The sequence below is a fragment of the Bacillus cereus group sp. MG16 genome (genome assembly GCF_040459875.1).
GTDB classification, from domain to species: Bacteria; Bacillota; Bacilli; order Bacillales; family Bacillaceae_G; genus Bacillus_A; species Bacillus_A paranthracis.
The window spans coordinates 57,477-81,363 of sequence record NZ_JARVHE010000001.1 but is presented as its reverse complement, the minus strand read 5'-3'; the positions used below and the strand labels follow the sequence as shown (position 1 = coordinate 81,363).

Genomic DNA, 23,887 nt, shown 5'->3' with positions numbered 1-23,887 from the left:
TTGGACGGAGGATACTATGAGCTTATTAACAGTTGAAAAATTAGGACATACATTTGGCGATCGTACATTATTTAAAGATGTATCTATGCGATTACTAGCAGGTGAACACGTTGGATTAGTTGGTGCAAACGGAGTTGGTAAATCAACATTTATGAATATCATTACTGGTCAACTTATTCATGACCAAGGTCGTGTAGAATGGACACCGGGCACACATTATGGCTACTTAGATCAGCATACTGTTTTAACGCCTGGACGTACAATTCGTGACGTACTAGCGGATGCATTTTTACCGTTATTCGAAAAGGAAAAAGCTTTAAATGAAGTTACAGAAAAAATGGGAACTGCTACACCAGAAGAGCTAGAAGAACTTCTTGAGCAAATGGCAGAAATACAAGATGCACTTGAAGCAGGTGGTTTCTATTTACTAGATATGAAAATTGAAGAGGCTGCACGTGGTCTTGGAATTGATGCAATTGGTTTAGATCGTGATGTTTCAGCACTAAGCGGTGGACAACGTACAAAAGTATTGCTTGCAAAGCTATTACTTGAACAACCAGAAGTGTTATTACTTGATGAACCTACTAACTATTTAGACGTTGAACATATTCATTGGTTAACAAATTATTTAAAAGAATACCCACATGCATTCTTATTAATTTCTCATGATACGGAATTTATGAACAAATGTGTTGATGTTATTTTCCATCTAGAATTCACAAAAATGACACGCTATACAGCGACATATGAAAAATTCCTAGAACTAGCAGAAATCAATAAAAATCAACATATAAACGCTTATGAAAAGCAGCGCGAGTTTATCAAAAAGCAAGAAGATTTCATTGCAAAAAACAAAGCCCGTTATTCAACAACAGGTCGTGCAAAGAGTCGTCAAAAACAACTTGATCGCATGGAACTTATTGATCGCCCAGAAACAGCAATTAAACCTGAATTCTCATTTAAAGAAAGTCGTGCAAGTAGTCGCTTCGTCTTTGAAGGTGAAAATGTAGAAATTGGATATACACATCCGCTACTACCAAAGCTATCAATGACAATTGAACGCGGTGAAAAAATTGCTATCGTTGGATGTAATGGTGTTGGTAAATCAACGTTACTAAAAACAATTTTAGGTAAAATTAAACCTTTAAGTGGTAAAACAAGTCTTGGTGACTTCTTAGAGCCAGCATACTTTGAGCAAGAAGTTAAAGCTGATAATATAACACCAATTGATGATGTATGGAATACATTCCCTGGCCTAGACCAGCATCAAATTCGTGCGATGTTAGCAAAATGCGGATTAAAAAATGAACATATTTCTCGCCCATTAAGTCAATTAAGTGGTGGAGAACAAGCAAAGGTTCGTTTATGTAAGCTAATGGGTGAAGAAAGTAACTGGCTACTATTTGATGAGCCGACAAACCATCTTGATGTTACAGCAAAAGCGGAACTTAAGAAGGCTATGAAAGCATATAAAGGAACAATTCTTCTTGTATGTCACGAACCGGACTTTTATGAAGATTGGGTTACAAAGGTTTGGAACATAGAAGAATGGGCACAACAAAACTCTTAATTACCTAACCTGCCCTTTATACTGTAACTTAACGTACAAAGGGCAGTTAAGTTACATCCGTAATAAATTTTGATAAGGGGTTTTGAAATATAATGGAAAGTACGTTCTCTCTCAAACTTAATACGTTTTTTGTAAAAATTTTATTATTACTATGTCTAATCATTTCTGGTGCTATCACATGGCATTCGGTAGCAGTGATTAAAGAACATGATGAGACTAGCCTCTTAGTTTTAATACCAGTCCTTATTCTAATAGGTCTTGTATTTTTACTTTTTGGCTATATTTCTAATAAATATATGTCAAAATTGACATTTTCTATCTCACTAATCATTTTGGCTTTTTCTATTCGATTAATTTGGATGCTCAATATTCAAACTCCTGTAGAAACAGACTTTTCAATGATGTACCATAGCGCTATACAAGCTGCTAAAGGAGACTTTAGTTTCGCACAAAATACTTATTATACTTCATGGGTTTACCAACTTGGCTTTACAATGTACCAAGCCTTTATTATTAAGTTATTTGGCGAAGGAACGTTTCTCTTAAAATTTTTAAATATAATCTATTGTACAGGAACAACATTACTAATTTATAAAATAACTTCTTATATATTTAATGAATGGTCTGGACGAATAGCTGGATTACTATATGCATTTTATATCCCAAGTATTGTATTGAGTTCTGTACTAACAAATCAACACCTTGCTGTATTTTTATTTTATCTAGGCTTCTATTTATTAATTACAAAAGGCCTAAGCAATAAATATACGTGGATTTTTATAGGGGCTATCCTAGCTTTAGGAGACATCATGCGTCCACTTGGTGCTATAATCTTAATTGCAATAACTATATATGTCTTTTTGCAAGGTATATTAGGAAAATCAAGAAAAGAGATTTTTACTTCTGTAAAAAAACTTAGTGGCATTTTGATTGTATTTTTTCTTTTACATCAAATTGTAAGTTACTCATTTATATATTCCGGAATTACACAATATCCTCTCTCTAATCGTGATCCACTTTGGAAATTCACGTTAGGATTTAATCATGAAACAAAAGGTAGCTATTCTGGTGCAGATGCGGAATATATTATGTCCCTTAAACTTGGCGAAGAACGAACTGCGGCCCAAAAAAAGCTAATTCAAGAGCGACTATCTGATCCACAGAAAGTTTTATCTTTATTTGGGGATAAATTTGTACTCATGTGGGCAGATTATGACTCCGCACCATTATGGAGCCTAGTAACATTGGAAAAGACAGATAAGGATATGGTGTCATTAAAAGAGGATCTTACAAAATATGAAAAGTATATGTATACTGCGGCTATGATATTTGGCACATTATCACTCCTTTATCTCATCCTAACTAAACAAAATAAAACACATTACACTCTATTTTTATTACTAATAATTGGTTACGTAGCTATTCATTTCTTAATCGAATACCAAACAAGGTACCGATACTTCATTATCCCTAGCTTTACAATAATTCAAGGCTACGGAATATATATTTTTTATAGTCTAATATCGAAAAAGAAATTGTCATAAAAAGAAAATAAGAAACTACCTTTCAAAATATTTATAATTGCCCTCAATTTTACTTATAATTTACATTTTGAGGGCAATTTTTTATGATTAATTTCATTTGAAACTTGAAAATATGGTATAATTTTTATTTGTTGTATATGAATAACACTTCTATATTTTTTGTTTTACTTATATATTATTATAAACATGAGGATATTATTATGGAAAAACTCTTAAAGTTTGGCTTAGTAGGGATCTTTAATACACTCATTACAATTATTAGCTTTTGGATATTATTAAAATTCGGTATGAACTACCTTATTGCGAATACCATTGCCTATTCAATTGGTGTTGCCAATAGCTACTATTGGAATAAAAATTGGGTATTTAAACCTAATAATAAAGGCTCGTCAATGTTCTTTAAATTTCTAACTGTAAATTTAATTGTATATGCTTTTAATACATTATGTTTATTTATATTAGTAAATAAACTTACCTTTAATGCATTAATTGCACAGATCTTCGCAATTGGTTTCGGAATGGTTATAAATTTTGTCCTTAATAAAATTTGGACATTCAACCAAACTGAAAAGGTGACTAATTAAATTTGAACAACTTATTAAAAATACGGAGGATGCAACATGCAAAAATTAATTTCGGTTGTAGTTCCTATGTACTTCGAGGAAGAAGTAGCACAAGAATGTTATAACCGTTTAAAGTCCGTTATGCTTCAAAATAACATTAATTACGAGTTTGTCTTTGTAAACGACGGTAGTACAGATCGCACAATGGAAATCTTATCTGAAATTGCAGCAAATGATTACCGTACAAAAATTGTTAATTTCGCACGTAACTTTGGTCACCAAGTAGCTGTTACAGCTGGTATTGCTGCCGCAAAAGGTGACGCTATTGTAATTATAGATGCAGACTTACAAGATCCACCTGAAGTTATTCCTGAACTTATTGCAAAATGGGAAGAAGGATATGAAGTTGTTTATGCAAAACGTAAGCAACGTAAAGGTGAAACTTGGTTCAAACTTTTAACAGCTAAGTATTTCTATAAATTCTTAAACTATATGTCTGATATCGATATCCCAAAAGATACTGGTGATTTCCGAATCATCGACCGTAAAATAGCTGATGTTTTCAATCAAATGACTGAGCGAAATCGCTTCATCCGCGGTATGATGTCTTGGGTTGGCTTCCGCCAAACATATGTTGAATATGAACGTGATGAGCGCTTTGCTGGTGAAACAAAATATCCATTAAAGAAAATGATTAAATTTGCATCTGACGGCATTATTGCATTTTCGACAAAGCCATTACGCATCGTTATGTCTTTAGGTTTATTATCAGTTCTTATTTCTATAATTGTCTTACTATATACAATTACTGTGAAGGTCTTTGGACATGGCACGCAAACAGGTTGGGCGTCCATTATGGTTGCTATTACATTCTTTAGTGGTATTCAATTACTTGGTCTTGGAATCGTTGGCCAGTATATTGCTCGTATTTATGACGAAAGTAAAAACCGTCCGATTTATATCGTAAAAGAAACAATTAACATTGATGAAGAAGAGACAGCACTGCAAAAAGAAAAAGTGAATGCATAATAAAAAGGTAACAATGAAAACTATCATTGTTACCTTTTTATATTGTAATAGCCCATAAGCCTCAAACGAAATTCTTTTAAAGTTGGATATGCCTCTAAATTAAACAACATCCCTTGGATAACCGGAATTCTTGGATTTTTCATCCTCATTTCTGCCTCCAAAACATCTAATGTAACAAGCAATTCCTCATCTTCTAATTGATCCGCTAAAGTACGTTTAAACACAATAATTTCTTTTAAAAAATGTTCCTTAACCTGCTCTTTAATAAGCTCTGATTTACAAAGAAATTCTCCAAGCTTTTCTTCATGTAATACAGGTTCTTCTGAAGATTCTACCAATCCATCTACTAAATGATCCACTCTTTTCAAAATAAAAGCAGAGACGTAAGATAAGTCTATTTCTGGCGCTTGTAAAATAATTAGTTCTAAATATCCACGGCATATACCTTCTACCATAATGACTAAATCTAATAAATATGGCATAACCTTATCACCATAAATAGACAGTAAACTATTCCGATAAAATGCGTGAGACTCTAACTTCATCCGCATCATAAATTCTTCTACTTCTTTATTAAAAGGAATCGCATTTTCCCTTGCATGCATAATAATAAATTCTTTATGCTTTTGTATATCATTAAACTGGCAATGCAATTGTTTTGCAAATTTTTCACGTGGCAATAACGACTCTTTTTCAATATCCATCATTTTGTTTTGAATCTTGTCATAGTAATATCGAAGTGTCGCTAATAAAAGTTCCTCTTTTGATTTAAAGTATAAATAAAAGGCTCCCTTAGATATGCCACAAGCTGTCACAATTTCCTGCACCGATGTCGCATTTACACCCTTAGTCGCAAATAACTTCATAGCCATCTCTATAATTAAGCGCTCTTTTTCTTTCATATCATGTCTCTCCTAAATTTAATCTCGCATCTTATTATGAATGTATTATACCATCCCTTTTCATTGACAGCTGACCAATCAGTCAGTTATATTATGTATTAGACTGACCAGTTGGTCAATATAATACAAAGGGAGCGCAAACATGAACAAAATTATTAATTTTTCGTTAAAAAATAAGTTCGCAGTTTGGCTACTAACCATTATCGTTACCATTGCAGGTATTTATTCTGGGCTGAATATGAAGCTGGAAACAATCCCTGATATTACAACACCTGTTGTAACAGTAACCACGGTTTATCCTGGTGCTACACCAGAAGAAGTAGCTGATAAAGTTTCAAAACCGATGGAAGAGCAACTGCAAAATTTAAGTGGTGTAAACGTTGTTAGTTCATCATCTTTTCAAAATGCATCTTCTATTCAGGTAGAATATGATTTTGATAAAAATATGGAAAAGGCTGAAACAGAAATAAAAGAAGCTCTCGCAAATGTGAAACTGCCAGAAGGCGTAAAGGACCCGAAAGTTTCACGTGTAAACTTCAATGCCTTTCCTGTTATTTCATTAAGCGTAGCAAGTAAAAATGAATCTTTAGCTACCTTAACTGAAAATGTAGAAAAAAATGTTGTGCCAGGATTAAAAGGACTTGATGGAGTCGCATCTGTTCAAATTTCAGGTCAACAAGTAGATGAAGTACAACTTGTCTTTAAAAAAGATAAGATGAAAGAATTAGGTTTAAGTGAAGATACTGTAAAAAATGTAATTAAAGGATCGGACGTATCTTTACCACTTGGCCTATATACATTTAAAGACACAGAAAAATCAGTTGTTGTAGATGGAAATATTACAACAATGAAAGCATTAAAAGAATTAAAAATCCCTGCTGTTCCTTCATCAGCAAGCGGTCAAGGTAGTCAAACTGCTGGAGCTGGTGCACAAATGCCACAAATGAATCCAGCTGCTATGAACGGGATTCCGACAGTTACATTAGACGAAATTGCTGACATTAAGGAAGTCGGAAAAGCAGAATCTATTTCTCGAACAAATGGAAAAGAAGCAATTGGAATTCAAATTGTCAAAGCTGCTGACGCCAACACAGTTGATGTTGTAAATGCAGTGAAAGATAAAGTAAAAGAACTTGAGAAAAAATATAAAGACTTAGAGATTATTTCAACATTCGACCAAGGTGCACCTATTGAGAAATCAGTAGAAACAATGCTGAGCAAAGCCATTTTTGGTGCTATTTTTGCGATTGTTATTATTATGCTGTTCCTACGAAATATCCGAACAACATTAATCTCTGTCGTTTCCATACCACTTTCTTTATTAATTGCTGTATTAGTCATAAAGCAAATGGATATTACACTTAACATTATGACGCTTGGAGCAATGACAGTCGCTATCGGGCGCGTTGTGGATGACTCCATTGTTGTTATTGAAAATATTTACCGACGTATGTCGTTATCAGGAGAGAAACTACGCGGGAAAGATTTAATTCGTGAAGCTACGAAAGAAATGTTTATTCCGATTATGTCTTCTACCATTGTAACAATTGCTGTATTTTTACCGCTTGGACTAGTAAAAGGTATGATTGGTGAAATGTTCTTACCATTCGCCTTAACTATCGTCTTCGCTTTATTAGCATCGTTACTAGTAGCAGTTACAATCGTACCGATGCTAGCTCATTCTTTATTTAAAAAAGAGAGCATGAGAGAAAAAGAAGTACATCATGAAGAAAAACCAAGTAAATTAGCAAACGGTTATAAACGTATACTTGCATGGGCTTTAAATCATAAAATCATCACATCAAGTATTGCTGTCCTTCTATTAGCTGGTAGTCTTGCACTTGTTCCAATTATCGGTGTAAGTTTCTTACCATCTGAAGAAGAAAAAATGATTATTGCAACGTACAACCCTGAACCAGGTCAAACGTTAGAAGACGTTGAAAAAATTGCAACGAAAGCTGAGAAGCACTTTCAAGATAATAAAGACGTCAAAACAATTCAATTCTCATTAGGTGGCGAAAACCCAATGAGTCCTGGTCAATCAAATCAGGCAATGTTCTTCGTACAATATGATAACGACACGAAAAACTTCGAAAAAGAGAAAGAACAAGTCGTTAAAGATTTACAGAAAATGTCTGGAAAAGGCGAATGGAAAAACCAAGACTTCGGAGCAAGTGGCGGTAGTAACGAAATCAAGTTATACGTTTACGGAGATAGCTCAGAAGACATTAAGCCTGTCGTAAAAGATATTCAAAACATAATGAAGAAAAACAAAGACTTAAAAGATATAGACTCTAGTATTGCAAAAACATACGCAGAATACACTTTAGTCGCAGATCAGGAAAAGCTAAGTAAAATGGGTCTAACGGCTGCACAAATTGGAATGGGACTTTCTAATCAACATGATCGCCCTGTTCTGACAACAATTAAAAAAGACGGTAAAGATATCAATGTATATGTAGAAGCTGAAAAACAAAATTATGAAACAATCGATGACTTAACAAATCGTAAAATTACAACGCCGCTTGGTAATGAAGTGGCTGTAAAAGATGTGATGACTGTAAAAGAAGGAGAAACTTCGAATACAGTGAAACACCGCGATGGCCGTGTTTATGCGGAAGTAAGTGCAAAACTAACATCCGATGACGTTTCAAAAGCATCCGCCGCGGTTCAAAAAGAAGTAGATAAAATGGATCTTCCTTCTGGCGTAGATGTTTCTATGGGAGGCGTTACAAAAGATATTGAAGAATCATTCAAGCAACTTGGCTTAGCGATGTTAGCTGCGATTGCTATTGTATACTTCGTTCTTGTCGTTACATTTGGCGGTGCTCTTGCACCATTCGCAATTTTATTCTCGCTACCATTTACAATCATTGGAGCCCTTGTTGCCTTATTAATCTCTGGTGAAACGTTAAGTGTCTCTGCAATGATCGGTGCCCTTATGTTAATCGGTATCGTTGTAACAAACGCAATCGTGCTTATCGACCGCGTTATTCATAAAGAAAATGAAGGTCTATCAACACGTGAAGCTTTATTAGAAGCTGGTGCAACACGCCTTCGCCCGATTTTAATGACTGCAATTGCAACAATCGGTGCTCTTATCCCGCTCGCATTAGGATTTGAAGGTAGCGGCTTAATTTCTAAAGGACTTGGTGTAACAGTAATTGGTGGATTAACAAGTTCAACATTATTAACACTTCTTATTGTTCCAATCGTTTATGAAGTATTAAGCAAGTTTAAAAAGAAAAAAGTAAAGTAACAAAAAAATAACCTCGCTAACTGCGAGGTTATTTTTTATTTCCAAACAAGATTAGGAAATCACCATAGCCTTCTTTTTCTAATTCCTCTGTTGGAATAAATCGAAGAGCTGCTGAATTTATACAATAGCGAAGTCCATTTGGTCCTGGACCATCTGGAAATACGTGGCCGAGATGTGAATCTCCTTCCTTACTTCTCACTTCTGTACGCGTCATATTATGACTCACATCCATTTTTTCCTTCACACTAGCTGACATAACTGGCTTCGTAAAACTAGGCCATCCACATCCACTATCAAATTTATCTAGAGAAGTAAACAAAGGTTCACCTGAAACGATATCTACATAAAGACCTTCTTCTTTATGATTCCAATACTCATTTCGAAATGGTGGTTCTGTACCATTTTCCTGTGTTACATAAAATTGCATCTCACTGAGTTTTTCCTTTAAATGAGCATTATCTTTTGGCCAATGTTGCTTAATAAACGCATCTCGCCCTGAGCCCTTACGGTATAACTCGTAGCGGAATTCATTTTTCTTATGATATCCTTGGTGATATTCCTCTGCGGGATAAAACGTAGCAGCTGGCAATATTTTTGTCGCAATCGGCTTTGAAAAGCGTCCACTCCTTGCAAGCTCTTCTTTTGAAGCCTCTGCTTTTTTATGTTGTTCTTCATTATGATAAAAAATCACTGTTTCGTAAGACTGTCCGCGATCGTGGAATTGCCCACCTACATCAGTCGGATCAATTTGTCTCCAATATATATTTAATAACTCCTCATACGGCATTTTATTTGCATCAAATGTAATTTGTACTGCCTCATAATGTCCCGTCGTTTCTGAACATACTTCTTTATATGTTGGATTCTCTTTATGACCACCTGTATAGCCAGAAACAACCTTTATAATTCCTTCCATCTCTTCAAATGGCGAAACCATACACCAGAAGCACCCTCCAGCAAATGTAGCTAATTCTACCTTTTCATTTACAGCCATTCTTTCACCCCTATTCTATCTTCTCCTTACAGTATGGCATAAGAAACATCATGTTATAAAAGAAAAAGCATCGAACATCGATGCTTTTTTCTCTTCACTTTATTTTTTTCCAGCGTCCTTCTCCATTTCATCACTTGTCACATCTAAGACATCTAATAAGAAAATGAAGATTGGAATACCGATAATTAATCCCCATACACCTAAGAAGTGTTCCGAGAAGATTAATACCATAAACGTATAGAAAATTGGTAAGTTTGTTTTTTGCGACATAAACTTCGGATTTAACACGTAACTTTCAAGCGCATGAATGACTGTTACGATAACTAAAATATAAACAACGTACATAATACCGCCGATATTGTAAGCAATCATACAAAGCGGGAATAACGAAATGATAACCCCAGCTACTGGAATTAAACCAAGTAAGAAGATCATTAACGCTAAACCTAATAATTGTGGGAATCCTAATATCCATAATGCAATAACGGATAAAACGCAGTTAACAACTGCAATTAAAAATTGTGCCTCAATTACTTTTCCGAATGAACGTGCAAATTTCTTACCGAAGTACTCGATTTCAGTATAGAAAATTGCAAGTCTGCTCTCTTTAAATTTTGCAGTAAAAGCAACGATACGAGCTTTCTCCAATAAGAAAAATAAACTTAAAATTAAAGAAAGTAACACTTGAAGGCCAAATTTCCCAACATTCGTAATCGATTTATACAAAATGTCAACGCCTTGTCCTACATACTTCGAAAGTTCCATATGATTAACAGCATTAACTGCATACTTAATTAATTCACTGTCCGGTGGGTTTCTTAAAAATACGTTAAATTGATAAATCAATTGTGAAATTTGTATCGTTAATACTGGTAAATATTTAAATAGCGTAATAGCAATTCCACCAATTAACATGACATATAGAAATGCTATAATGAGTTTTCGATTAATGGGCATGAAATGATCTAATTTGCGGGAAATAAACTTTTGGAATCGATCCATTAAATACGTAAGAATAAACGTAATTAAAATTAAATTCAACATACTTTGCAGCCCGTATAACACGAGAGCAAGTATTACTAATACGAGTAACCTCTGAAATCCTTTGCTTTGAAACAGGTTTTTTATTTGCATAATCGACGAGTACTCTCTCCTGTCCTATAAAGTAAAACGTTAATAAGTAGATTTTTCTCTCTTTTCTACTTTTAATTATTCATTCATATTAAGATTTTTATAAGCTCATTATACGCCTACCTTAGCAGATCTATAGTAGCTTACTTCTTATTTTACAATACAATGACCTAATTCAAAACGTATTCTACACAGTATTAATGAAGATTTAAGGAAACTTACATTTTGTCACAATAGGTCTTACCACTACTGTAACATAAAAAGCAAGCTATCAGTAGAAATCTGTCCTACAAATAGCTTGCTTTTCTCATTTTTTAAGTAAGTTTTACTATCCAATGAATGGCATGAACATCGGTATGACAACTACCGTTACAACTCCAACTACTGTTACAGCAATACTTGCCATAGCTGCCTCTACTTCACCCATTTCAATTCCTACTGCCACTCCTAATGCATGACCTGCTGTTCCAAGTGCTAAACCTTTTGCAATTGGATGTTTCACTCTAAATGTTTTTAAGAATAACGCTCCTAATGCGTATACGATGACTGCGTTAAAGATTACTGCAAATGATGTAATTGCTGGTATACCACCAATACTTTCAGAGATTGGTAATGCAATTGCTGTTGTTGCCGCTTGTGGTAACATTGAATTCATTACTGCTGTATCTAGGCCAATTGCTTTTGCAACAATGAACACGACAATTACTGAACAAATAGATCCAACCACGATAGCTGATAAAATTTGCCACCAATATTTTTTCAACTTATCCACTTGTTTATATAATGGAATTGCAAACGCGATTGTTGCTGGCTCTAAGAAAAAGCTAATCATTTTTCCACCAGTATTATATTCTTCGAATGTAAAGTTACCTACTTTTAAAAAGACAATCCCTAATACCATCGCTACGAATAATGGTGTGAATAAGAAGAACCCTTTTGAATGCTTGAATAATAATGTTCCGATTCCGTATGCGATTAATGAAACGACGATTCCGAAATATGGAGTCATTGTGCTTGCCATGTTCATTCCCTCCTAACAATATATACTAAAATGGTTACGCAACTTTTCCGTGCTTGCGTCCTTTATTTACTACTTTCAATTCTTTTGTATCTTCTGTTTCTTTTTTATCTTTTCCTAAAATAAATTGTGCAAATAATCCTGTTACAGCGAGTAAAATAACTGTTGCGACAACAATTACAGTTAAAATTTGTACAAAATATTGTCCCATTACACCAAGAGAATTAATAACCGAAATACCTGATGGGACGAAAAGGAATCCGATAATACCTGTTAAAGCTGTTCCAAGTGATTCAACTTGTTCCAATTTAATAACCTTTAAACATAATAGACTAAATAAAATGACTAACCCGATTACCGATGAAGGCATCGGAATTGGTAAATGTGTTGCAATAATATTAGAAATTAACATAATAGCTGAGAATATGAATGCTTGTGATAAGAAACTATATACTTTTTTCGTACTCATTTTGGCCACCTCTTTCGATTTGGTACCTTTATTGTATAGGATATAATCGCCTTAGTAAGCGTTTACATAACAGAATGTCAAATATACAGAATCAGTTACAAATATAAAAGGATGAAATACAAAAGCTGCTTCTTAAATACGAAGCAGCTTCTTGAGTTCTTTTGCATATGTACGACTAACAGGTACTTTTGATCCTTCTTTCATAATTAAATTATAAGTAGAATTGAACCACGGCTGGATTTCAGTAATATGATTAATATTTGCAATGAAGCTACGATGTACACGCATAAAACTTGCTTGCGGCAACTTCTTTTCCAAAATCACAAGTGTATCGTGTGTTATATATGTGTCCCTCATTGTTTTTACTGTTACTTTTCCATCCACAAGTCCTACATATATAATATCTTCAATATTCACAAGTACGATTGATTCTTCAATTGGTAATGCTAATTTATGCATATCTGCCGTTACATCTGCCCCTTTTATTTCTTGCTTCGTTTCTATTTGCGACTGCTTTTGTTTTTTATACTTCTTTAATGTTTGTACAATACGTTCTTCATCAAATGGCTTTAAAATATAGTCTAACGCATCTACTTCAAATGCTTGCAGCGCATACTGATCGTATGCAGTAGCAAATACAATGGCAGGTGGATTTTTCATCTTCTTTAATATATTCGCGATTTCAAATCCGTTATCATCAGATAACTGAATGTCTAGGAAAACAATATCTGGTTTGTTTTTCATTAGCTCTTCTAATGCGTCCTCTACACAATCAGCCTCACCAATTATCTCAACTTCCTTCGTTCTTTCTAATAAATACTTTAGTTCATCGCGTGCTAACATTTCATCATCAACTACTAGTACTTTTAACAATCTGCTCTTCCTCCCCTACTTTTTTTGGAATAACAAAAGTAATCTCTGTCCCCTCGTTTAATTTACTTTCGATATGAAGCATCGTTTCTTTTCCAAATAGCCCAATAAGACGTTCATTAATATTATATAAAGCTGTTCCAGTCCCTTTCTTGGACGAAACTACCATCTTTCCTAATTGTTCTAAACGTTCTTCCTCAATTCCTTGCCCATTATCTTTTACTTCAAAATGAACCATACCCTCTTTTTCAAAAACATGCACTTCCACTTCGCATACTGGTTGCTTCTTCGGGAAAGCGTGTCGCAACGCATTTTCAACCAATAGTTGAAGAACAAATGGTGGTACTAAAGTTGTCTTTAGCTCATCCTCAATATACACCTTTACTTCATACTTATTTGGAAACCTTGCTTGTTCTAGCGATAAGTATGCCTGTACATGGTTTAATTCTTGTTCTAGTGGAATCAATAACTGACGTGCCCCTTGTAAATTACAACGGAAATACACACTAAGCTGTAATAATAACTTCCTTGCTTTTTCTACATCTGTTCGGCATAAAGCTGATACTGTATTAATCGCATTAAATAAAAAGTGTGGGTTAATTTGTGCTTGTAATGCCTTTATTTCCGCATCTTGCAATAATTTACTTTGCAACTCAGCTTCCCCTAATTCAAGTTGTGTAGAGAATATTTTTGCTAACCCTTCTGCTAATTCCTCTTCCACACGACTTAACTGGTTAGGATTTTTGAAATACAGTTTTAATGTCCCTATCGTATTTCCATGTGAAGTGAGTGGAATAACAATCGCCGCTTGCAAAGGGCATCCTTCATGTTGACAATTAATGACCTCACGTGATTTTGCTTTCATTATTTTTCCTGTGTGTAACACTTCTTTCGACAAACCAGTTATTAAACTATGTGAAGGAATATGGTGATCTGATGCTAATCCAACATGAGCTAATATTTTCTCTGTATCTGTTAAGGATACCGCATCAGTTCCTGTAAAACGGTGAATAATTTGTGCCACATGCTTACACGATTCTTCTGTTAAGCCTTGGCGAAAATACGGTAACGTTTTATCTGCAATACGTAATACCTTATGAGTCTGAAGTGCCTTTGCATTCTCTTCCTGGCGCAAAATAGCTTGTATCATAGAAAGTAAAATAAAACTTCCAAAGCTATTTACAAGGATCATTGGTATCGCAATTGTTTTCACAATACTCATTCCATCCTCTACAATTAATAAGATCATAATCATTTCTAAAGAAACGATAAACACACTTAAAACCGCTGAAAATTTAGGCGTAATTGTACGATTATACTTTTTGAAAATGTATCCAATATAACCTGTTATAACCCCCGCTAAAATTGAAGAGATTGCACAACTTAGTGCAGTCGTCCCGCCAAGCATATAACGGTGAATACCAGCAATCGATCCTACTCCAATTCCAACGATAGGTCCGCCAAGCAATCCACTAATTCCAACACCCATAATACGTGTATTCGCGATTGTGCTCGATGAAGAAACACCCTGTAGCCAATTTTCATTCATAATCGTATTACCCGCTATTTCAATCCCAGTGTAATTGCTTACAATTGTAAACACCGAAAAAATACAAATAAGCTTAAGCTTATCTACATAACCATCTTGCTTATGAAGAAGACGCCTGAATGTTTTAATATGCGAAAGTAAAAATCCTAAAATAACAATAAGTCCGACGCGTTCAATCATCATAAGTACTAAATTTAGCATCTGTGATTCATTCCCTTTTATAGTAGTTAGTTTTATTATCGGAAAATAGTGAAGTGGGCGTCAAGAAGAACGAAATATCTTTTGCAATATTTTACACATAACAATTCCCTCTTTATTTGACAATCTAATAGAAGAGTGCTAAAAATAAAGTAATATAATACAGTCCTTTAACCCAACCCCGTGAGGTTGAGAAGGAAGTCGGAATACAATATACGTATGTTCTTTTCTAGGAATACGTATGCTTTTTTGGCCTTCTCATCATATCAGGTGAGAAGGCCTTTTGTTATTCTTCCATAGCGACTGTAGAAGAAAATAAGGAGGAATAATGATGAACGTCACTACTGATGTACAATCAACAACAGAGGAGACGAAAGAGAAAAGATATAAAACACTATTTGGGGCTGCGCTAGGATATGCAGCAGAAGGCTTAGATATGTTGCTCTTATCTTTCGTACTCGTCTACATTTTAAAAGAATTTCATTTAAGCCCTGTTGAAGGTGGGAACTTAACTTTAGCTACTACAATAGGAATGCTAATTGGGTCTTATTTATTTGGATTTATTGCTGATTTATTTGGGCGTATCCGTACGATGGCCTTCACAATCTTACTATTTTCACTCGCGACAGCACTTATTTATTTCGCAACAGATTATTGGCAATTATTAATTCTTCGCTTTTTAGTAGGAATGGGAGTTGGTGGTGAATTCGGAATTGGGATGGCCATCGTAACTGAAACATGGTCGAAAGAAATGCGCGCAAAGGCAACATCCGTTGTGGCACTTGGATGGCAATTCGGCGTACTAGTCGCTTCACTCCTACCAGCATTTATCGTTCCACACTTTGGATGGAGAGCCGTTTTCTTATTTGGACTCATTCCCGCACTACTAGCTGTCTATGTCCGAAAAAGTTTAAGTGAACCGAAAATATGGGAACAAAAACAACGATACAAAAAAGAATTGTTACAAAAAGAAGCTGAAGGTAATTTAACAACTACTGAGGCAGAGCAATTAAAGCAAATGAAAAAGTTCCCACTTCGAAAGCTATTTGCAAATAAAAAAGTAACGCTAACAACAATTGGTCTTATTATTATGTCATTCATCCAGAACTTCGGATACTATGGAATCTTTACATGGATGCCAACTATTTTGGCGAATAAATATAACTACACATTAGCAAAAGCGAGCGGTTGGATGTTCATCTCTACGATTGGCATGCTCATTGGAATTGCAACTTTTGGTATTCTAGCCGATAAAATTGGTCGCCGTAAAACTTTTACAATCTATTATGTTGGTGGTACTATATACTGTCTCATTTACTTCTTCTTATTCACAGATTCAACATTATTGCTATGGGGAAGTGCATTGCTTGGATTCTTTGCAAATGGCATGATGGGAGGATTCGGAGCAATTTTAGCTGAAAACTATCCCGCTGAGGCTCGTTCTACAGCAGAAAACTTTATTTTCGGTACTGGACGTGGTTTAGCTGGCTTTGGACCTGTTATTATCGGATTACTTGCTGCAGGTGGTAATGTAATGGGAGCATTATCTCTTATCTTCATTATCTATCCAATCGGTTTAGTTACAATGCTATTATTTGTCCCAGAGACGAAGGATAAAGTATTAGAATAGATTGAAACTACACAGTGTACGATCTTCCTTCAAGAAAGATAGTTATATAAATAGCAAAGAGGAAGCATCTCTAATGAAATGCTTCCTCTTTTAATATAAAATATACAATTATTTATTTTGATCTACTAGCTTTTTGGAACAAGAAAGAAGTTTGCTCTTCTTCTTTTACAATACCTTGTTTTAATGCTAGTTCCCCTGCCACTTTAGGCGCTAGCCATAGCATTGGGAACAACAGAACGGATACTGGGACAGCTGTTACTACGATGAATGATTGCAATGCATTAATACTTCCCTCACCCATGTATAAAAGAATTGCCGCAACTGCTCCCATAATAAGCGACCAAAAAATTCGTAAGCTAATTCTAGGATCTCCGTCTCCAGTCACTGCCATCGAAATCGAATAGGCCATTGAATCTCCTGTTGTCACTACAAATAAAATTGTTAATAAAAGAAATGCCGGTCCAATAATATGAGAGAGTGGCAGTTGGTCTGTAATTGCAATCATAGCAGCTGGCATACCAGATGCACTTAATGCGGTCGATATAGAACCAGGATTCATTAACTCATAAAACACACCTGATCCCCCTAGTATAGTAAACCAAAACGTTGTAATAATAGGTGCAATAATTCCAATTGCAACGATGATTTCTCGAATTGTTCTTCCTCTTGAAATGCGGCTCACTAAAATTGCCATCATCGGTCCATATCCAATAAACCATCCCCAGAAAAAGATTGTCCACGATCCTAACCAACCTGTATCACCGCGGTATGTGCTCATTGGAATAAATTCATTTATATAAAATCCAAACGAAGATACAAACGAATCAATAATAAATCCACCTGGTCCACATAATAATACAAATACCATTAATAAAATCGCTAATTTAACATTTAAATCGCTTATAATTTGAATCCCTTTATTAATTCCTGTTACTGCAGATATAGTAGAAACCGCAACTACACAAATAATAATTGCTAATTGAGTAGTAAAAACATCAGGAATATTAAACAATGCTTGTAGGCCATAACTTGCTTGTAAGCCTAAAAATCCGATTGGTCCAATCGTCCCTGCAGCTACCGCAATAATGGCAAATGCATCAATCATTGTTCCAAGCAAACTCTTTCGCAATTTCTCACCAAAAATAGGATATAAAAGCGTTCGAGGTTTTAACGGCATACCTTTATGATAATGCCCATACATCATAACTACCGCACTGATTGTACCTAAAATCGTCCAAGCCAAGAAACCCCAATGCATATAACTTTGTGCTAAAGCAGGCATTACTGCTTCTTTCGTTCCAGCAGAAATACCTTCATGTATCGGCGGCACCGTCATCAAGTGGTACATTGGCTCTGCAGCTGCCCAAAAAACGCCACCTCCGGCAAGTAATGTCGACATAATAATAGCAAGCCACTTTGCCGTACTAATCTCAGGTTTTTCTAATCCCCCAAGTTTAACTCTTCCATATTTCGAGAATGCCATACACATTGCAACAATAAATGTACCAATTAATAAAACTTGCCAGAAGGCACCAAAATATTTAATTGAAGTTGCAAAACTGCTATTAATGACTCCCTCTACATAATTTTTATTTAAGATGGAATGTCAACACTAGACTGGACAATTTTTATAAGGTCTGTTTCTTATATTCCACTGGCGTTAAATAGCCTAGTGTTCCGTGAATTCGAATGTTGTTAAACCAATGAACATAATCATCAAGTTCAAGAGCGAGCTGTTCAAGAGAAGCGAAGTGTGCTCCGTTTGCGAATTCTGTTTTAAACACTTTGAACATCGCTTCGGCCACAGCGTTATCGTAGGGGCAGCCCTTCATACTTAATGATCGTTGAATTCTGAATGTTTCTAAAGCCTCTGAAATCAGTTTATTATCAAACTCTTTTCCTCGGTCTGTATGAAACATCTTGATGTTATGTAAATTTCCTTTAATACTCGCTAATGCTTTATACACAAGGTCTGCTGTCTTATTTGGACCAGCACTGTAACCTATAATTTCTCGGTTGAAAAGGTCCACAAATAAGCATACATAGTGCCATTTTTTTTCAACACGGACGTATGTTAAATCACTGACAACTACAGCTAATTGCTCTTCTTGTTTAAACTGACGTTGTAACTCATTTTTGATTGGTGCTTCATTACAGGTTTGTTTATACGGCTTGTATTGTGACACCGTATAATTTGATACAAGTCCTAATTGTTTCATAATTCGACCGATTCGACGTCTAGAAACGACCATCTTCTGTTTCTTTAATTCTACTTTGAGTTTACGAGTACCATAGTTACTACGGCTTTCTTTAAAGAGTCGTTCTATTTCGTTGGAAAGCTCAACGTCTTCTTTTTCATGTGCGTCTTGTTCACGCGGCTTGGCGTGATAGTAGTAGGTACTTTTGGCGATGTTAAGGACGTTACACATTGCTGATACTGAATATTTGTGAGTGTTATTTCGGATCACATCTATTTTCGTCCCATGATCAGCGCTGCTTGCTTTAAAATGTCATTCTCCATCATTAAACGTTGATTTTCTTTACGTAATCTGATTAACTCATTTTCTTCTTCTGTCCGATTTTCTTTAGCAGTAAATGTCCCAGTTTCTTGATGATTCTTAATCCAGCGATCCAACGCAGAAGGCGTTATTTCATATTCTCGACAGATATCTGCACGGGACTTTCCATTTCCATATAGCTTTACTAATTGAAGTTTAAATTCTGGTGTAAAAGTTCGACGTTGACGTGACATAGTAGCACGCTCCCTTAGGTTAGTATGTTAAGTCTACTAGCCCTTATAGTATCTGTCCAACTTAGTGTAGCCGATTCACTCCTTCCTCAGCAATCTAAAAAAACAACTTTATTATGTTTTATTGTTTACACCCAAAACACAATGATTATATAAGCATAATAATTTATCTATTTCCTACACACTTATGTTGTCCCTAAAAATATGCTAAATCCCTTATTTAAAAGAAAATTTCTATTCCTCTTACATAAAAAAGCAAAATAAAAGACCTTATATTTCTATAAGGTCTTCGAAACAGAAATTTGATTATAACATAAGGAACTCCTTGGTTCAAAAAGCTCCTTCCAAAAATAACCGAGGGTAAAGGCTTCCATTTGCTACGTAACAGTAGTTAAAAAAATTATATTTTTACAGAAAATGCCCTATACTACAAACTATTTATGAAAAAAATTCGGCTTCAAAATTTCATTCGGATACGGTTTATGATAAATATGAGTGGTAGCTGGAGATAACGGCGGAATGAGCCACACCCAATTGCCCGTTACAACACGACCGGAAGCAGCTTCTTGCTTCTCAAATTGCTGAAATTGTTGCGCCGCAGTATGATGATCAACAATACTGACTCCTTGTTTTTTAAAGGAATGTAAAACAGCCACGTTTAATTCAACTAATGCCTTATCTTTCCATAACGTACCGTTTCTTGATGTATCCAAATCCATCATTTCCGCAACTGCTGGAAGTAAATTATAGCGATCATGATCCGCTAAGTTACGTGCCCCAATCTCTGTTCCCATATACCATCCATTAAACGGAGCTGCTGTATAGGAAATACCGCCAATTTCTAAGCGCATATCTGAAATCATTGGAACCCCGTACCATTTTACTCCAAGTGACGAAATTGGGTATTCTGGGTGTTCAATTGGCACCTCTTTTACTTCTTCTTTCGGAATTTCTTTATATATCGGCGCTTTTCCATCTATAGAAAACACAAGTGGCAATACATCGAAATTCGTACCTTCTCCTTGCCAGCCAAGTTCTTGACAAAAATCTGTAAACACAGCGGAATGAGAGTCACCAATCACTCCCATTTCTGTTTTATATCCTGCATACCGAATCAATTGGTGATTATAAATTCGTATATTATTTTCTTCACCTTGATATTGCTTAAAAATTGTAATGGTCGGTTTCACTTTTCCGTTGTTCGTTGCATATTGAATATGATGAATTAATGCATTATATACACCTTCCTCATCATTTACTTCACGTGCATCTAATATGTGCATCTTACTCCAAAATAGTCTTCCGATACATCGATTACTATTGCGCCATGCCATTCGCGATCCGTGAACAAGTTCTTCAAATGTATGTTCATACGTCCCCGTCTTCTCTATTTCAACTCGAATTTCTTTCATGCGTTCTTCTATGAATTGTTCTTTATTAAGCTCTTTATAGCAAATCGTAATAAAATGACTCGCTTCCTCTATTAATTGCTTCGTTTTACTCATAAGCGATCTCCTTCTATTTCAACAAAACGTTACTACTTTACAGTATAAGCAAAAAGAATAAGAGTCACAAACGAAAGTCGAAGTGTTACTTTTATTGTACTATCTTTCAGAAAATTAAGAGATTACTATTGACTTTCATGAAAAATAGGTGTATTTTTTACTCAGGTAAATTATTTTTACCCAGACCAACTTTTAGAGAGAAAGGAGGAAATGTCATGTCTTCATTTCAATTGCCAAAGCTTTCATATGACTATGATGAACTAGAGCCATATATCGATAGCAATACACTTTCTATTCATCATGGAAAGCACCATGCGACATACGTAAATAATTTGAATGCCGCATTAGAAAACTATTCGGAATTACACAATAAATCTTTAGAAGAGTTACTATGTAATTTAGAAGCTTTACCAAAGGAAATTGTTACAGCTGTCAGAAATAACGGTGGTGGACATTATTGTCATAGTCTTTTTTGGGAAGTAATGAGCCCACGGGGTGGCGGCGAGCCTAATGGAGACGTTGCAAAAGTAATTGACTATTATTTCAATACCTTTGACAACTTAAAAGATCAACTGTCTAAAGCAGCAATTAGCCGTTTTGGAAGTGGTTATGGATGGCTTGTCCTTGATGGTGAAGAACTTACTGTAATGAGTACACCTAATCAAGATACACCTTTGCAAGAAGGCAAAATTCCATTACTTGTCATTGATGTATGGGAACATGCCTATTATTTAAAGTACCAAAATCGTCGCCCAGAATTTGTTACCAACTGGTGGCATACAGTGAACTGGGACCGGGTAAATGAAAAATATTTACAAGCAATTCAATCACAAAAACATTAGTCGTGCGTATAAGGTAAATTTGGTAATGTAAAATTAGTATTGTCGAAATCCTCCAGAATCCCCCGGATTGCCACCGGGGGATTTATGATCATTTCATTGCATGTATGTAATAACATAATACTTTTTCTATTTCTATTTTCAACCCTCGGAACGGGAATCCTAATTCATTAGCTTTTCCATTATGTAATGTACAATTAGTCAATTCATTATAAGGTGCTACATGATCTCCTACTTCTTGAATGAGTGATTTTATTCCCGTATTTTCTTCTATAAAATGAATAATTTCCCGAGTAGAAACTACCCCGTTGCTACAAGCATTAATTGGCCCTTCTATGTCTTTCATCCCACACCAAGCTAAAAATTCCCCGGCTTCTTCTTCATGTATAAACGACAATTTTCCATCTAGATCATTCACTGCGACAGGTTCTTCTCTCACAATATGTTCAACGTAAAATTGTAACCTTTTCGTATAATCGTTTTCTCCAATAACAACTGGAAAACGAACTGCAACAACTGGAAATGTTGCTTGTTGAAATACAACTGCTTCGGCTAATCTCTTTCCTTCACCATAATTGAAGTCATTCCTATCTCCATACGCAATTGCATACTCGTACGGATTGAAGTTCTCTTCTGATAAACTTAGTGTTGGTTCATAGACAGCCATTGAAGATGTCATAACGTATTTCTTCGTTTTCCCTCGTAACACTTCACATATTATCTTCGCTGCATTCGAGCTATAGCATAAATTATCGTATACAATATCATAACTTTTATCTGCTAGACGCTCTGTTAGTTGTTTTTCATCTTCTCTATCTACAATAAGTCTTTTTACTCTACTCCCCAAAAAATCTCCCGTAATTCCTCTCGTCGCAATCGTTACATCGTGCCCATCTTGCAAAAGTGCTTTTACTAAATGTTTACCAAAAAATCTAGTTCCCCCTAGCACTAATACTTTTTTCAACTTTATCATCCCCATTTCGATAAATTGTAAAATACTACCTCTCTATTATAAATGCTAACATATAAAAAGCATGGAACTCGTTTAACGATTCCATGCTTTTCTACAAAAAATATATTAACGTACTCGATATTTATAAATACAATAACAGAAGTATAAAATAGAAATTACAGATACATAAACCCATAATTCATATACGAATCCCTCTCCCCATACTCCCATAAAATAAAAGAGTGAAGGTAACGTCAATGTTACCCATGATTGTACGAAGGCAATCCTTCCAAGATATTGATTGATGTTCTTTTTTTGTGTATTTAATACAAAGAATAAATACCAAAGTAATGCCCACATAAACCACGTTAACGCATTCACAACATCGTGGAATTGAACAAATGAAACAACCATATAGAATAAAGCAATAATTGCTACCCAAATGCAGAACCAACCTAAACCGCTACTATCCATTCCTTTTATAAAAGTAACACCTACATATAAATAGGTTAATCCGAATAAGAAAGTAGCTGCATATGAATATACCGTCCAATTACTTTGATCAGAAATCATGATTAAATAGAACGGGATAATAATTTGTAGTGCACCCACAAATAAATTAAAAACACCTGCACTTTTCATCTCTGCTTTTCCTAATATAACAAGACTATTTAAAAATAAAGCTGCACCCGAAAGTAATAATCCTACGTAACCCATATGTATTCGTGTGAAAGTCTTTCCCTTTCACACTTTTAACCTCCCCACAATATAAAGTGATTCTTTATTATTTTTCTTCCTATTTAAAACTACATACATAATTTTTAATCCAAATAGGTCAGACTTCCTACCTTGAAGAACACCAAATTTAAAACGCTTTCAATCATAAATAACCCTATCAGAACATTAATAGGATTCCTTGATTATAAACGTACTCTAACCATGACACAAGTATTGATGTTATTTTAAATATTACGTTTTTTATTTCTATAAAAATTAATAGGATAATGCACTTTTTCTATCTTTTTCTACTAATTTCTAACATGGAATATTATAAAATGAGCTAGTCAGTAATACATTCATCTTTATAAGATAATCGTATACTGACCTAAACTTTCA

Annotated in this window: 18 protein-coding genes and 1 pseudogene; 7 read left to right on the top strand and 12 right to left on the bottom strand. The window is 34.9% G+C overall.

Annotation, left to right across the window (positions count from 1 at the left end):
* The first annotated feature begins 16 nt into the window (after positions 1-16).
* The 4 genes from QCI73_RS00395 to QCI73_RS00380 all read left to right on the top strand — a co-directional run bounded on the left by QCI73_RS00395 (position 17) and on the right by QCI73_RS00380 (position 4,706).
* Complete coding sequence (locus QCI73_RS00395) at positions 17-1,570, top strand: ABC-F family ATP-binding cassette domain-containing protein (RefSeq protein WP_061131963.1); 1,554 nt, start codon at positions 17-19, stop codon at positions 1,568-1,570.
* A 92-nt stretch (positions 1,571-1,662) separates the two neighbouring features.
* Complete coding sequence (locus QCI73_RS00390) at positions 1,663-3,114, top strand: ArnT family glycosyltransferase (protein WP_061131916.1); 1,452 nt, start codon at positions 1,663-1,665, stop codon at positions 3,112-3,114.
* A gap of 200 nt (positions 3,115-3,314) precedes the next feature.
* Positions 3,315-3,698, top strand: a complete 384-nt coding sequence (locus QCI73_RS00385) for a GtrA family protein (RefSeq protein ID WP_061529235.1) — start codon at positions 3,315-3,317, stop codon at positions 3,696-3,698.
* Positions 3,699-3,734: 36 nt separating this feature from the next.
* Complete coding sequence (locus tag QCI73_RS00380; RefSeq protein ID WP_001170717.1) at positions 3,735-4,706, top strand: glycosyltransferase family 2 protein; 972 nt, start codon at positions 3,735-3,737, stop codon at positions 4,704-4,706.
* 29 nt (positions 4,707-4,735) lie between these two features.
* Here QCI73_RS00380 and QCI73_RS00375 read toward each other — a convergent pair whose 3' ends face one another.
* Positions 4,736-5,608, bottom strand: coding sequence for a TetR/AcrR family transcriptional regulator (locus QCI73_RS00375; protein ID WP_061529236.1), 873 nt, complete (start codon positions 5,606-5,608; stop codon positions 4,736-4,738).
* A 142-nt stretch (positions 5,609-5,750) separates the two neighbouring features.
* Between QCI73_RS00375 and QCI73_RS00370 the strand changes: the two genes are divergently transcribed.
* The gene (locus QCI73_RS00370; protein WP_353822333.1) at positions 5,751-8,867 is read left to right on the top strand and encodes an efflux RND transporter permease subunit; all 3,117 of its coding nucleotides are present in this window, start codon (positions 5,751-5,753) and stop codon (positions 8,865-8,867) included.
* 28 nt (positions 8,868-8,895) lie between these two features.
* Here QCI73_RS00370 and msrB read toward each other — a convergent pair whose 3' ends face one another.
* The 6 genes from msrB to lytS form a co-directional block, all read right to left on the bottom strand.
* On the bottom strand, positions 8,896-9,861 hold the full coding sequence (gene msrB / locus QCI73_RS00365; RefSeq protein WP_000290164.1) for a peptide-methionine (R)-S-oxide reductase MsrB: 966 nt from the start codon (positions 9,859-9,861) through the stop codon (positions 8,896-8,898).
* Between the two features lie 99 nt (positions 9,862-9,960).
* Positions 9,961-10,995, bottom strand: a complete 1,035-nt coding sequence (locus tag QCI73_RS00360) for an AI-2E family transporter (RefSeq protein WP_001166015.1) — start codon at positions 10,993-10,995, stop codon at positions 9,961-9,963.
* 325 nt (positions 10,996-11,320) lie between these two features.
* Entirely contained in the window at positions 11,321-12,013 is a 693-nt protein-coding gene (gene lrgB, locus QCI73_RS00355; protein ID WP_000168869.1) for an antiholin-like protein LrgB, read from the bottom strand.
* 34 nt (positions 12,014-12,047) lie between these two features.
* A complete protein-coding gene (gene lrgA, locus QCI73_RS00350; protein WP_000104902.1) occupies positions 12,048-12,479 on the bottom strand; it encodes an antiholin-like murein hydrolase modulator LrgA in 432 nt (143 codons plus the stop codon).
* A 132-nt stretch (positions 12,480-12,611) separates the two neighbouring features.
* Positions 12,612-13,352 (bottom strand): LytR/AlgR family response regulator transcription factor, encoded by a 741-nt coding sequence (locus QCI73_RS00345; RefSeq protein WP_000921833.1) that lies wholly within the window; start codon positions 13,350-13,352, stop codon positions 12,612-12,614.
* On the bottom strand, positions 13,330-15,099 hold the full coding sequence (gene lytS / locus QCI73_RS00340) for a two-component system sensor histidine kinase LytS (RefSeq protein WP_000933577.1): 1,770 nt from the start codon (positions 15,097-15,099) through the stop codon (positions 13,330-13,332). The genes QCI73_RS00345 and lytS overlap by 23 nt, the downstream gene beginning before the upstream one ends.
* 328 nt (positions 15,100-15,427) lie before the next feature.
* On the opposite strand from lytS, the gene QCI73_RS00335 reads away from it, so the two are divergent.
* Entirely contained in the window at positions 15,428-16,726 is a 1,299-nt protein-coding gene (locus tag QCI73_RS00335) for an MFS transporter (RefSeq protein WP_353822332.1), read from the top strand.
* Between the two features lie 112 nt (positions 16,727-16,838).
* On the opposite strand, the pseudogene QCI73_RS00330 reads toward QCI73_RS00335, so the two are convergent.
* From QCI73_RS00330 to QCI73_RS00320, 3 genes and pseudogenes are all read right to left on the bottom strand, one after another.
* Positions 16,839-18,323: pseudogene (locus QCI73_RS00330) on the bottom strand (BCCT family transporter); the annotation flags it as partial.
* A gap of 31 nt (positions 18,324-18,354) precedes the next feature.
* Positions 18,355-19,478 (bottom strand): IS3 family transposase gene (locus QCI73_RS00325; RefSeq protein ID WP_085964333.1). Its coding sequence is split into 2 segments (ribosomal slippage): positions 18,355-19,232 and positions 19,232-19,478, totalling 1,125 coding nucleotides; the frame shifts between segments, so codons are not numbered across the junction.
* 431 nt (positions 19,479-19,909) lie between these two features.
* Positions 19,910-20,980, bottom strand: coding sequence for a nitric oxide synthase oxygenase (locus QCI73_RS00320; RefSeq protein WP_262724332.1), 1,071 nt, complete (start codon positions 20,978-20,980; stop codon positions 19,910-19,912).
* 215 nt (positions 20,981-21,195) lie between these two features.
* Here QCI73_RS00320 and sodA point away from each other — a divergent pair, with 215 nt between their 5' ends.
* Entirely contained in the window at positions 21,196-21,822 is a 627-nt protein-coding gene (gene sodA, locus QCI73_RS00315) for a superoxide dismutase [Mn] (RefSeq protein ID WP_000094046.1), read from the top strand.
* A gap of 88 nt (positions 21,823-21,910) precedes the next feature.
* Here the strand turns inward: sodA and QCI73_RS00310 are convergent, their stop codons facing one another.
* On the bottom strand, positions 21,911-22,792 hold the full coding sequence (locus tag QCI73_RS00310; protein WP_353822331.1) for an NAD-dependent epimerase/dehydratase family protein: 882 nt from the start codon (positions 22,790-22,792) through the stop codon (positions 21,911-21,913).
* A 105-nt stretch (positions 22,793-22,897) separates the two neighbouring features.
* Positions 22,898-23,488 carry an AmiS/UreI family transporter gene (locus QCI73_RS00305; RefSeq protein WP_000542569.1) on the bottom strand — a complete coding sequence of 197 codons (591 nt, stop codon included), beginning with the start codon at positions 23,486-23,488 and terminating at the stop codon, positions 22,898-22,900.
* Positions 23,489-23,887 lie beyond the last annotated feature (399 nt).